Origin of the sequence: Buttiauxella agrestis ATCC 33320 (assembly GCF_000735355.1) — a bacterium.
Taxonomy (GTDB): domain Bacteria; phylum Pseudomonadota; class Gammaproteobacteria; order Enterobacterales; family Enterobacteriaceae; genus Buttiauxella; species Buttiauxella agrestis.
In genome coordinates, this window is the sequence record NZ_JMPI01000021.1 from 1 (window position 1) to 11,623 (window position 11,623).

General features: G+C 52.5%; 16 protein-coding genes. 10 read left to right on the forward strand and 6 right to left on the reverse strand.

The genetic code is table 11. The features are described 5' to 3' along the window. Positions 1–24: 24 nt before the first annotated feature. The 7 genes from GBAG_RS04690 to GBAG_RS04715 all read left to right on the forward strand — a co-directional run bounded on the left by GBAG_RS04690 (position 25) and on the right by GBAG_RS04715 (position 4,487). Positions 25–222: a YbdD/YjiX family protein gene (locus GBAG_RS04690; RefSeq protein ID WP_034493861.1), complete on the forward strand. Its 198-nt coding sequence runs from the start codon at positions 25–27 to the stop codon at positions 220–222. Positions 223–237: 15 nt separating this feature from the next. Further along, positions 238–1,260, forward strand: a complete 1,023-nt coding sequence (locus GBAG_RS04695; RefSeq protein WP_034493848.1) for a CobW family GTP-binding protein — start codon at positions 238–240, stop codon at positions 1,258–1,260. A gap of 118 nt (positions 1,261–1,378) precedes the next feature. Continuing rightward, positions 1,379–1,477: an ilvB operon leader peptide IvbL gene (ivbL, locus tag GBAG_RS23050; protein WP_246864856.1), complete on the forward strand. Its 99-nt coding sequence runs from the start codon at positions 1,379–1,381 to the stop codon at positions 1,475–1,477. 111 nt (positions 1,478–1,588) lie between these two features. Beyond that, entirely contained in the window at positions 1,589–3,277 is a 1,689-nt protein-coding gene (gene ilvB / locus GBAG_RS04700; RefSeq protein WP_034493849.1) for an acetolactate synthase large subunit, read from the forward strand. A gap of 3 nt (positions 3,278–3,280) precedes the next feature. Continuing rightward, complete coding sequence (ilvN, locus tag GBAG_RS04705; RefSeq protein ID WP_034493851.1) at positions 3,281–3,562, forward strand: acetolactate synthase small subunit; 282 nt, start codon at positions 3,281–3,283, stop codon at positions 3,560–3,562. 269 nt (positions 3,563–3,831) lie between these two features. Further along, positions 3,832–4,095: an antitoxin gene (locus GBAG_RS04710; RefSeq protein WP_034493852.1), complete on the forward strand. Its 264-nt coding sequence runs from the start codon at positions 3,832–3,834 to the stop codon at positions 4,093–4,095. Then, the gene (locus tag GBAG_RS04715; protein ID WP_034493853.1) at positions 4,095–4,487 is read left to right on the forward strand and encodes a type II toxin-antitoxin system VapC family toxin; all 393 of its coding nucleotides are present in this window, start codon (positions 4,095–4,097) and stop codon (positions 4,485–4,487) included. The genes GBAG_RS04710 and GBAG_RS04715 overlap by 1 nt, the downstream gene beginning before the upstream one ends. A gap of 31 nt (positions 4,488–4,518) precedes the next feature. On the opposite strand, the gene GBAG_RS04720 is transcribed toward GBAG_RS04715, so the two are convergent. The 3 genes from GBAG_RS04720 to GBAG_RS04730 all read right to left on the reverse strand — a co-directional run bounded on the left by GBAG_RS04720 (position 4,519) and on the right by GBAG_RS04730 (position 6,335). Beyond that, positions 4,519–5,268 carry an anti-sigma factor family protein gene (locus tag GBAG_RS04720; RefSeq protein WP_034493854.1) on the reverse strand — a complete coding sequence of 250 codons (750 nt, stop codon included), beginning with the start codon at positions 5,266–5,268 and terminating at the stop codon, positions 4,519–4,521. After that, positions 5,265–5,714: an RNA polymerase sigma factor gene (locus GBAG_RS04725; RefSeq protein ID WP_034493862.1), complete on the reverse strand. Its 450-nt coding sequence runs from the start codon at positions 5,712–5,714 to the stop codon at positions 5,265–5,267. Before GBAG_RS04725 ends, GBAG_RS04720 begins: the two co-directional genes overlap by 4 nt. 87 nt (positions 5,715–5,801) lie before the next feature. Continuing rightward, positions 5,802–6,335 carry a tetratricopeptide repeat protein gene (locus GBAG_RS04730; RefSeq protein ID WP_034493855.1) on the reverse strand — a complete coding sequence of 178 codons (534 nt, stop codon included), beginning with the start codon at positions 6,333–6,335 and terminating at the stop codon, positions 5,802–5,804. Between the two features lie 158 nt (positions 6,336–6,493). On the opposite strand from GBAG_RS04730, the gene GBAG_RS04735 reads away from it, so the two are divergent. The 3 genes from GBAG_RS04735 (at position 6,494) to GBAG_RS04745 (ending at position 7,757) form a co-directional block, all read left to right on the forward strand. Next, positions 6,494–6,922: an OsmC family protein gene (locus tag GBAG_RS04735; protein ID WP_034493856.1), complete on the forward strand. Its 429-nt coding sequence runs from the start codon at positions 6,494–6,496 to the stop codon at positions 6,920–6,922. Positions 6,923–7,135: 213 nt separating this feature from the next. Continuing rightward, the gene (locus tag GBAG_RS04740) at positions 7,136–7,465 is read left to right on the forward strand and encodes a type II toxin-antitoxin system RelE/ParE family toxin (protein ID WP_034493863.1); all 330 of its coding nucleotides are present in this window, start codon (positions 7,136–7,138) and stop codon (positions 7,463–7,465) included. Beyond that, on the forward strand, positions 7,455–7,757 hold the full coding sequence (locus GBAG_RS04745) for a helix-turn-helix domain-containing transcriptional regulator (protein WP_034493857.1): 303 nt from the start codon (positions 7,455–7,457) through the stop codon (positions 7,755–7,757). Before GBAG_RS04740 ends, GBAG_RS04745 begins: the two co-directional genes overlap by 11 nt. 47 nt (positions 7,758–7,804) lie before the next feature. Here GBAG_RS04745 and lldD read toward each other — a convergent pair whose 3' ends face one another. The 3 genes from lldD to lldP are packed head-to-tail and all read right to left on the reverse strand — an operon-like array spanning position 7,805 to position 11,423. Continuing rightward, positions 7,805–8,986, reverse strand: a complete 1,182-nt coding sequence (gene lldD / locus GBAG_RS04750) for an FMN-dependent L-lactate dehydrogenase LldD (protein WP_034493858.1) — start codon at positions 8,984–8,986, stop codon at positions 7,805–7,807. Next, entirely contained in the window at positions 8,983–9,768 is a 786-nt protein-coding gene (gene lldR / locus GBAG_RS04755) for a transcriptional regulator LldR (RefSeq protein WP_034493859.1), read from the reverse strand. The genes lldD and lldR overlap by 4 nt, the downstream gene beginning before the upstream one ends. After that, positions 9,768–11,423, reverse strand: a complete 1,656-nt coding sequence (gene lldP / locus GBAG_RS04760) for an L-lactate permease (RefSeq protein WP_034493860.1) — start codon at positions 11,421–11,423, stop codon at positions 9,768–9,770. The genes lldR and lldP overlap by 1 nt, the downstream gene beginning before the upstream one ends. Between the last annotated feature and the right edge of the window lie 200 nt (positions 11,424–11,623).

Consider the following 11,623-nt stretch of genomic DNA (forward strand, 5'->3'; position numbering starts at 1 on the left):
CACCCAACAACACTGGAGCCAAACATGTTCGACACACTCGCCAAAGCAGGCAAATATCTCGGCCAGGCCGCGAAGCTAATGGTTGGCGTGCCTGATTACGACAACTATGTACAACACGTGCGCCTGACGCATCCTGAACAGACGCCGATGACCTACGAAGAGTTTTTCCGCGAGCGTCAGGATGCACGCTACGGCGGCAAAGGCGGCGCTCGCTGCTGTTAATCTAAGGAATATGACATGAATCAAGCGGTATCTGTCACTCTGTTAACGGGCTTTCTTGGCTCAGGGAAAACCACACTTCTTAACTACTTTCTCGCCCACAACGACAACCAACCTGTTGCGATTCTGGAAAATGAATTCGGTGCGGTAAACATCGACGGCGCGCTGCTCAAAGGCGGGGATAACGTCAACGTTGTGGAGTTAAGTAACGGCTGCGTGTGTTGTAGCGTTCGCGGGGAATTCACTGCCGCATTACGAGAAATGTTGGCAAAACGCGCGGCGGGACAACTCAATTTTGAACGCCTGATTGTGGAAACCACCGGCCTCGCCGACCCCGCGCCCATCGTCCAGACCTTCTTTGTTGATGAATATCTGCGTGAAGCGTTGCGCCTTGATGCCGTGATCGCGTTGGCCGATGCGGAACATATTTCGCGCCAGTTAGATGAACATGCGGTGGCGGCCTCGCAGCTCGGTTTTGCCGATCGCATTTTACTGACCAAAGCGGATCGTGTTGACGAAGACACCAAACTCCAGGCGCTGGAAAGGATTCATAGGATCAACAACAAAGCGGATCTTTTTGAGATAGTGAACGGCGAATGCCCGGCCGATTTATGGCTCGATCTCGACGCGTTTGAGCTTACGGATAGCATCGAAACGACCGCCGGATTTCGGGTTATCCGTGCCGACGCCGACCATCCCGTTAGCTTCCAGCCATTTCGTAAAGCGTCTGCAAAACGCTCCTGGGACGACGCCATTCAGGCACACGTTTTTGATGCGGGATTGTTGGATGTGAAGAAAATAGGCGCGTTTATGGAAAGCTGCATTGCGCGTTTTGGCAACGACATGTTGCGCTACAAAGGCGTGCTGGCAATTGACGGCAACCCGCAACGGCTGATTGTGCAAGGAGTCCACAAAGTCGTGGGTTTTGATTATGGTTCGGTCTGGCACCCCACTGAACAACGGGTTTCAAGGCTGGTCATCATCGGACGTTATCTGCCGATTGACGAATTAAAACGTGAATTCGCTGCAACGGCTATTTAATTGATGTGATCTCGTGCACGTTTTTTTGCTGAGACAAATAAAGCTGTTGTGTGAAATGAAGCAGTATGTTTGTATAAATTTCGACGTTAAAAACGCACAACACATATTCAGGACCCTAATGACTACATTCACTCGCAACACTGGCCTACTACTAACCGCGCTACCAGCCGCGGTGGTCGTCGTGCGTGTGGTGGTGGTCGCAGGCTTAGCGCCGTAGGGTCTGAATCAACGTATCGATTCCAAAACCCCGCCGGCGCAAACCGGGCGGGGTTTCTTGTTTTAGTCCCCCGGCCAAAAGCGAAACGGCATAAGAAGAAGGACTGGAGCAATGGCAATATCGGAAAACCCACCGCAAGCAAACCGCATTACGGGCGCACAGTTGATTGTGCAACTGCTTGAACATCATGGCATTACCACCATCAGCGGTATTCCCGGTGGCACAGTCCTGCCGCTTTATAACGCACTGAGCCAAAGCCAAAAAATTCGTCATATTCTGGCGCGCCACGAACAGGGCGCAGGCTTTATGGCACAAGGCATGGCACGAACCCAGGGCAAAGCCGCGGTGTGTATCGCGTGTAGTGGCCCGGGTGCTACGAACCTGGTTACCGCCATCGCCGATGCGCGCCTCGATTCCATCCCGCTGGTCTGCATCACTGGGCAGGTGCCAAAATCCATGATTGGCACCGATGCATTCCAGGAAGTCGACACCTACGGCATCTCCATTCCCATTACCAAACACAACTATTTAGTGCGCGATATCGCCGAACTGCCGCAGGTGATTTGCGAGGCGTTCCGCATTGCTGAGTCAGGCCGCCCAGGGCCGGTATGGATTGATATTCCAAAAGACGTACAGACCGCTGAAATCGACATCAGCGAGTTGCCAGCGGTGTGTGCGCCGACCCCTGCGCCACAATTTGATGCTCAACAAATTTCTGATGCTGCCGCGATGATTAACCAGGCGCAGCGCCCGGTGCTATATCTCGGTGGCGGGGTGATTAATGCTCATGCGGATGCGCGTGCGCTTGCTGAGAAAGCGAATTTGCCCACCACGATGACGCTCATGGCGCTCGGCACGATCCCGGCTAAACACCCATTATCTCTGGGCATGTTGGGGATGCATGGCGCACGCAGCACCAATTTTATTTTGCAGGAAGCGGACTTGCTGATTGTTCTGGGCGCGCGTTTTGACGACCGGGCAATTGGTAAAACTGAAGAATTCTGCCCGAATGCGAAAATCATTCACGTCGATATCGACCGCGCCGAGTTGGGCAAAATCAAACAAGCGCATATCGCTATTCGCGCCGATGTGGGCGAAGTGCTGGAACAATTACTGCCAAAAGTTAACGCGCAACTGCGCCAGCAGTGGCTGCAACAGGTCGCTGGTTTGCAGCAGGAATTTCCATTCAACATGCCGGGCGCTGACAACCCGTTGACGCCATACGGCCTGATCAACGCGGCGGCGGCGTGTGTGGATGATGACGCGATTATCACAACCGACGTTGGGCAGCACCAAATGTGGGTGGCACAGGCTTATCCGCTGAACCGTCCACGCCAGTGGCTGACTTCCGGTGGTTTAGGGACTATGGGCTTTGGCCTGCCAGCGGCAGTTGGCGCGGCGCTGGCGGAACCCAATCGCAAAGTGCTGTGTTTTACCGGCGATGGCAGCATCATGATGAATATTCAGGAAATGGCGACCGCTGCCGAACATAACCTGGATGTGAAAATTATCCTGCTGAACAACCAGGCGCTGGGACTGGTACATCAACAACAAACGCTGTTCTATCAACAAAATGTCTTTGCCGCGACCTATTCCGGGCAAACTAACTTCCTGAAAATTGCCGAAGGTTTTGGGCTGCAAACCTGCGATTTGAACGCCGCCGAAAACCCACAAGCTGCGTTACAAGAAGCTATTTCGCGCCCAGGCCCATGCCTGATTCACGTGCGCATTGATGCCAGCGAAAAAGTATTCCCGATGGTGCCGCCAGGCGCTGCCAATATTGAGATGATTGGAGAGTAAGCCATGCAACAACTAACTGTTATTCTTGAACTTACTGTGCGCAACCATCCGGGCGTGATGTCTCACATTTGCGGCTTGTTTGCCCGCCGCGCTTTTAACGTTGAAGGGATCCTCTGTCTTCCGCTCCCACAGGGCGACCAGAGCCGTATCTGGCTACAGGTGGCAGACGACCAGCGTCTTGAGCAAATGATCAGCCAAATCGACAAACTTGAAGATGTGGTGCAAATCAAACGTGACGCAGACGGTGCACAAGTTTTTGGCAAACTGACGGCTTTAGTGCAATAACCTGGCGGCTGGCGGAGAGATTTTTCCCTCCGCCAACATGCTAAATTGCGAGATCCCTTCAATTAATTTTGGTCTAAATGTACGTGTTTCATTTCCTGCGGAAACCTCCTGGCACAATCAAAATCTACTCTGAAAAAAAACAGGCAAGTGTCGCTGAAACGCGTTAGTTTTTGCCTGTCGTTTATTCTTTCTTCTTACGAATCCCTGTTGGCTAAAATCAGCAGAAGGCATATGCTTTGGCATAGGCTATATTTTGTAGGGAGAAGGGAATGGAACGTATCGCGAAGATTTTTAAAAATGGCAGGAACCAGGCGGTGAGGTTACCGGTGGAATTCGAATTCGATACCGACAGGGTTTATATCCGACAAGACAAGGAAGGCAATGTGATTCTTTCAAAAAGACCAGCAAAACCAGATAACTGGGATAACGTTATCTCTCTGATTGCAAAAGCGCGTGTGCCAGATAACTTCCTGGATGCAGAAGAACGCAATCAGCCTCCTGCGGACAGAGATCCTTTTGCAGGAATTAAGTAATGGTCTGGATGCTGGATACCCATACGGTCACTTATTTTTTACGCCAACATCCTCAGGTTATCGCCAGGATTTCTAACGTTCCGCCTTCCAGTATTGTGATTTCAAGTATTACGGAGGCGGAGCTGCTTTTTGGCGTGGCAAAACGGCAAAATAAAACCCTGAAGGCAGCAGTTATGGGCTTTCTTGATACTGTATCGGTGTACCCATGGGACAGCGCAGCGGCTGAAACGTACGGTAAACTCAGGGCGAGTCTGGAGAAAAAAGGCCAGGTGATGGGCACGTTAGACATGTTGATTGCGGCTCACGCATTAAGTGAAAAAACCACTATTGTGACCAGCGACCGCGCATTCCATAGTGTGGCAGGGCTACGCGCGGAAGACTGGGCTGTCTAACGTTGATTTCCCGGACGTAAAAGCACGCGAATCAGGTGCCGATACCGTGCTGCAACCGTTCGGCAATTTCGCTCATTTTTGCAGGTGTTTCGTGGCCAATCACCATAAACTGGTGTGACTGACTCGCCCAGTAAACAATATTCATGTCCAGACGTTGTTCGCTTTGAGCATCTATCGCGTTTCCGGTTTGCCGGGTGATACACAGTGCCAGCGGGCCAGTACTTTCAAGCCAGGTAATTTGCGCGATGCGCCGATCTTCGTAGGCCAGAACACGAGCGTTTTTCAGCGTGGCATTGGGCAGAGCAAGGCTTGCGGCCGCGAGCGTAACGCCGAGCTGCGTTTCGGTAACTTTCAACTGCGCATCGAGAGCCTGCGGAGTTGGCGTTTCAGCCAGTGTTTCTGGGGTATAAAGCGCCATATATTGCGCCACTAATTCGCGCCAGTTTTCCTCCGGTTGCGAAAAGTGCAGAAACACCCGATCGCCAATTACGCCTAACGCCAGGAAGCTTACGGCGGCGGCAATTAAATTGCGTCTTGAGACGTTGTGATTTTTGCGAAATTCTGCAGAAAACTGCTGTTGTAAGTGTTCATCAGGAGCCAGCTCCAGCAAAGGCTCAAAAGCGGATTTGAAAGGAAGATTGCTGCGTTCGAGCAGCGCCAACCGCTGCGCCAGCGCATTGTCTTTAGCTAACCGGGATTCAAGCACCTTACGCTGGGTTTCACTTAGCTCATTATCCAGATACGCCACCAGCATTTCGTCAGAACCGAGGTGAAGCCTCATGTTTTCTCTCCTTTGAATTGCGGCGAACTGGCCTGGAGCGCGGTGTCCTGTGCGAGGGTGAGGCGAGCGGTGGCAAGACGGCTCATCACCGTCCCGACAGGGACATTCAGTACGACTGCAGCCTCCCGGTAAGACAACTCTTCCACGTAGACCAAAAACACGGTATTGCGCTGGGCTTCGGGTAGGCGATTCACCCGCTTCATCACATCATTTGACCAGATGGGGTCGTCGCTGTGTTCTTCACCGACCAGTTCATCCACATCGACAAAACCTTGCCCACGGCGAATTTGCTGCGCCCTAACTTCATTAATCCAGATCGAATGCAATATCGAAAACAGCCAGCGGTCCATACGACTGCCAGCAATAAATTGCGGGGCGCGTTCCAGCGCCCGCACACAGGTAGCCTGCACCAAATCATCCGCCACATCCCGCCGGTGGGAAAGCACCAGGCCATAGCGCCACAAGCGGGAAAGGTATTGGGCAATTTCTTTGCGTATCGTTTCGCTGCTGATTTTTGCCTCCACAGGCGAATATCAGGACTCCGGATGACCGTCGATGGCGGCTGCCAGGTCACGATATTCTTCGCAGCCTGTACCGCATAAGGTTTTGATGGTCGCCAGTTGTTCACGCGCCAGGTCAGGACGGTTTTTTATCATGTAGGCTTCACCCAGATACTCACGAACTTTTGGATATTTGGGATCAAGCGCGACAGATTTTAAATAATAGCTGATGCCTTCATCGGTGCGGCCCAGCTTGCGGGTGGCATATCCCCGATAATTCAGCGCTTCGGCTGTATTCGGGTCTTGCAGGGTGTTGAGCATCTCCAGAGCCTCTTGATAACGACCCGCTTTTGCCAGCGCGTAAGCGTAATCAGTACGGGCTTCGTCACCTATCATCCCGCCCTTATCGACCATGCAAGTTTTGGTTTTTTGATCGTAAATTTGCCCTTTGGGGCAGGTTGGTGGCGTGGGTTCATCGCTGCTGCCACCCATGGCCTGGGCGTAGCCTGAAAGTAAAAATACGCTGCTTACAACAGCGGGTAACAAAAAACGAGAAAAATGGTTCATGGCAAAATCCTCATCGTGTTCGGTATGCAGTGAACATTCGAGAGCGATGATTTATTCGATTTATTTTTACGTTACGAAAGGATTGCTCTTAGTTACCAGGCGAAGACGTATCCAACTCCTATACTTGTGGTTTGTGTCAATAAAACAGGAGCGCAGATATGACGATTCATAAGAAAGGGCAAGCACACTGGGAAGGCGACATTAAACGCGGTAAGGGCACCGTGTCCACCGAAAGCGGGGCGCTAAAGCAGCAACCCTATGGTTTTAATACCCGTTTTGAGGGTGTACCCGGAACCAATCCAGAAGAGCTAATCGGTGCAGCGCACGCGGCATGTTTCTCCATGGCGCTGTCGTTGATGTTGGGCGAAGAGGGTTACACCGCAGAAAGCATTGATACCACCGCTGATGTTTCACTGGATAAAACCGAAGGCGGTTTTGCTATCACCAAAATTGCGCTAACCAGCACAGTAAAAGTGCCAGGTGCCGATAGCGCCAAATTCGACCAAATCATTCAAAAAGCCAAAGCCGGTTGCCCGGTATCACAACTGATGAAAGCTGAAATCACGTTGGACTACAAACTTAACTGATAATCAATATGTGATGCCTCCGGTAAATCTGGAGGCAAAACTCTGTCATTTTTTTCCATGCTGGAAGGCATGCCGCAAAGCTGAAACTCCCTCTCGAACATCCCTGCCAATTTTCCTTTCTATGCCATAGCCTGCATCTCCAGGAGATTATTTTGCTCAAAATAAAATCATTGACTGATGTGGTATAAAAGCTACACTCGAGAGGTTTCAAGGATGAATATCATTAAGTACTTCAAACTGCAAAACGGTAAGACGCCCTTTAATGAGTGGTTAAGAGCATTAAAGGATGCGCGGGCGAAATTTAAAATTGTGCGGCGTATCGACCAGTTGGCGCTCAATAACCCTGGCGACCATAGGCCTTGCAGGCAAGGTGTATGGGAAATGCGAATTGATGAAGGTCCTGGTTATCGGATTTATTACGCACATGAGGGCAAGGACACTTACCTGTTATTGCTCGGTGGCGATAAACGCAGGCAGCAAGCGGATATCGATCAGGCAGTGGTATGGTGGCAAGAACATCTGGAGTCAGAAAATGAAATTTAACGAGTTCGACCAAACAGTGATTGAAATGCTTCAAGAAGACCCCGCCTTTGCCGTTGAATATATCAAAGGGGCATTTGCGGGTCTGGATGAACAGAACGGTGAAGTGTTATTCCTGCTGGCTTTACGTCGTCTCGTTGAAGCTCGAGGTGGGGTGAGCAAAATTGCAGCCGAAACCAAACTGAACCGCGAAACTCTCTACAGAACGCTTTCCGCACGCGGCAACCCGACTATTAGCACCACCAAAAAAATCATTAATGCGGCTGGGATCCACTTTGCTGAATTAACGGGGTAAACAAAATGCTCGCCACATTGTGCAATGGTGCGAGCACTTTTCTTTCTCTAAAAACCAACCGCCATGCTTTGCGGCGAAAGGATATCTTTCAGACCTTCGCGCACCAGCATCTCCTGGCTGATTTCGGCGATGGATTTTGCACCCGTTAGCGTCATGGCCACGCGCATCTCTTTCTCGATCAAGTTCAGTAAATTGGTAACGCCAGCCTGGCCGTGAGTCGCCAGCGCGTAGAGATAGGCGCGGCCTAACAGACAAGTATCGGCACCCAGAGCAATCATGCGCACCACGTCCAGACCGCTGCGGATCCCGCTGTCAGCGAGGATCGCGATATCGCCTTTTACCGCGTCGGCAATAGCAGGCAGGGCGCGGCAAGACGAGAGCACGCCGTCGAGCTGGCGGCCTCCGTGGTTGGAAACCACAATGCCATCGGCACCAAATCGCACGGCATCTTTGGCGTCTTCAGGGTCGAGAATACCTTTAATGATCATCGGGCCGTCCCAGAACTCACGGATCCACTCCAGGTCACTCCAGGAAATTGACGGATCGAAGTTATTCGCCAGCCAGCCAATGTAATCTTCCAGCCCGGTCGGTTTGCCCAGGTAAGTCGAGATGTTGCCTAAATCATGCGGGCGACCATTCAGACCCACATCCCACGTCCACTGCGGGTGCGTCACCGCTTGCCAGTAGCGGCGCAGGGCGGCGTGTTGCCCGCTCATGCCGGAGTGGGCGTCGCGGTAACGAGCGCCTGGCGTTGGCATATCGACGGTAAACACCAGTGTCGAACAGCCCGCCGCTTTGGCTCTTTCCAGCGCATTACGCATAAAGCCACGGTCTTTCAAAACATAAAGCTGGAACCACATTGGGCGGTCAATGGCCGGAGCGACTTCTTCAATCGGGCAGACGGAAACGGTGGAAAGCGTAAAAGGAATGCCTTTTGCCGCCGCCGCTTTTGCCGCCTGGACTTCACCACGACGGGCGTACATGCCACATAGCCCAACGGGAGCCAGTGCGACCGGCATCGACAACGTTTCGTTAAACAGTTTGGTTTCAAGGCTCAGTGCCGACATATTTTTTAAAACGCGCTGCTTTAACGCCACTTCTGCCAGGTCATCAACGTTACGTCGCAGCGTGTGTTCGGCATAAGCCCCACCGTCGATATAATGGAACAGGAAGGGGGGCAGGATGCGCTTTGCAGCGGCACGGTAGTCACTTGCAGCAGAAATAATCATGGATTTTCGTCCCTTATTACGTCGGTGTCTTCATCGGGCAGGCGGCTGATTCGCGCCTGTCGGGCTTCGTCTTCATGCAGGGTTTTTATCGTGGTATGGACAAACCCGAGGTGCGTTTTTGCAGCCACGCGTGCGCGTTCCGGGTCGCCTGCCAGAATGGCCTGCAACAGTTCGTTATGTTGTTCGGTGAGTCCGGCAAAAATAGTCGGCACGGTGTACATGCGTTGGCGGCTGTGCATTACGGAGGATTGCAGCAGGTCAAAAAATCCACGCATCGTCTGGAGCAGCACGATGTTGTGCGAGGCCTCGGCAATCGCCAGGTGAAAACGCACATCCGCCTGCGCGGCCAGATCCGGGTCGTCGCTTTCTTTGAATTTCACGGTGGCATCAAAGCAGGCGATGAGTTTCTCTTTGTCGGCGGGCGTGGCACGCTGAGCGGCGTACCAGGCGGTGCTGGCTTCTATCGCATGTCGGGCTTCCAAAATGTCGTAGCGATAGTTCGGATCGTTCTCAACCAACGTTTTGAGCGGCTGAACAATGCGTTGCTCGGACCAGGCCTGAACTTCGTAACGTACAAAAGTCCCGCCGCCGCGACGGCTAATCAGAATGCCTTCGCTGATCAGTTTTTGAATCGCCTCGCGAAGAGAAGAGCGTGAAACGCCCATCTCGGTGGCAAGCTGGCGTTCGGCGGGCAACCGCATGCCCGCCTCCAGTTTACGTTCGCTAATTAAGGATTTTACGCGCTCAACTAAATGGTCAGCCAGGCGCGGTTGAGTCGTCATTAAGGGATCATCCAGGTTAAGACATAGGCCTGAAGCGTGGTGATGACGCCGACCATGCAGGTGAAAATTAAGCTGTGTTTGACGGTGAAGCGGAACAAGTCCGATTCCCGGCCCACTAAACCTACCGCGGCGCAGGCAATCGCAATCGACTGCGGTGAAATCATCTTCCCGGTCACGCCCCCGGTGGTGTTAGCGGCAACCAGCAACAAATCTGACACGCCAATTTGTTGTGCCGTTGTGGCCTGTAAGGCGGCGAACAAAGCGTTTGATGATGTATCGGACCCGGTCAGGAATACGCCCAGCCAACCCAGGAATGGCGAGAAGAAAGTAAATGCGTGGCCGGTGTGCGCCAGAGCCAGCGCAAGCGTTGCCGAAAGGCCGGAATAGTTCGAGATAAAGGCGAAGGCCAGCACCATGCCGATGGAGTAAATCGGCAGCGCTAATTCTTTAAGCGTTTCACCGAAGGTTTCGATGGCGGCTTTCGGTTTCATGCGCAGATAAACGATGGAGATAAGCGCGGCAACCAGAATCGCGGTGCCGGTTGCGGAGAACCAGTCAAATTTATACACCGCCGCGTAGGCCATGCTTTCGGCGACAACCGGTGGCATTTTGGCGACCATTTTGTCCAGATATGGCACCGAGACGTTAAATACCCAATCGGCCATTGCACCACCTGGTGCGAACAGTGCTTTAAAAGGTGGAATGCTCCACAACGTTACGGTCGCCGTCAGGAAGATAAACGGCATCCAGGCGCGAACCACCTGGCCTGCGGTGTAATTTTTGCGAGCCAGCGTCTGGTCTGTGACTGATGCGCCGACATCGCCAAAGCGGAAGATGCGAACCGGCTTCCAGACACGCAAGAAAGCCGTCAAGCAAACCAAAGAAACCAGTGAAGAGATGATATCCGGCAGTTCCGGGCCTAAGAAGTTGGAGCTGAGAAACTGCGCGATGGCAAACGAGCCGCCCGCCACGATAACCGCAGGCCAGGTTTCTTTCACGCCGCGCCAGCCATCCATGATAGCCATAATCCAGAACAGCACGATCATCGTCAGGAACGGTAGCTGGCGGCCAACCATCTGCCCGATTTCAAAACTGTCCAGCCCGGTCACCTGGCCTGCAACAATAATCGGGATCCCCATCGCGCCAAATGCGACGGGCGCGGTGTTGACGATCAGGCATAACCCGGCTGCGTACAGTGGGTTAAAACCCAGCCCAACCAGCAAGGCGGCGGTGATGGCGACCGGAGCGCCAAATCCCGCAGCGCCTTCCAGAAACGCGCCAAACGAGAAACCGACAATCAGCATTTGCAGGCGCTGGTCTGGCGTAATGGAGAGAATCGACGAGCGGATAATATCGAATTGCCCGGTCTTCACCGAAATTTTGTAGACGAATACCGCAGCGATAATAATCCACGCAATCGGCCATAAGCCGTAGAAGAAGCCGTAAACCACTGACGACAATGCGCGGTCAACCGGCATGCGATAGAAAAAGAGTGCCACGAGTAACGCCAGACCCACGGTAATTGTGGCGGCGGTGTAGCCCTTCATGCGCAGTTTTATCAATGCGAAGAAGAAGAAAATAATCGGAATTGCAGCGATGAGACTTGATAGCCAAATGTTACCTGCGGGGTCGTAGACTTGTTGCCAGGCTTGCATGCAGGACTCTCCAGAACGTGATGTGCTTATTATTTTTTGCCTGATTGGTAGGACCAATGAGGCGATGTAGGGTAGTTAATGCGTAAAGGTTAATCTTTTGTTAATCATTGGCAATGGTTGTGTTGTGCATTTTGTCAGTAAGCGTGAGGTGGTCACGTTTTGGAAGGGATTGGTAGGACCAATATTTTTGGCGGGCCCTC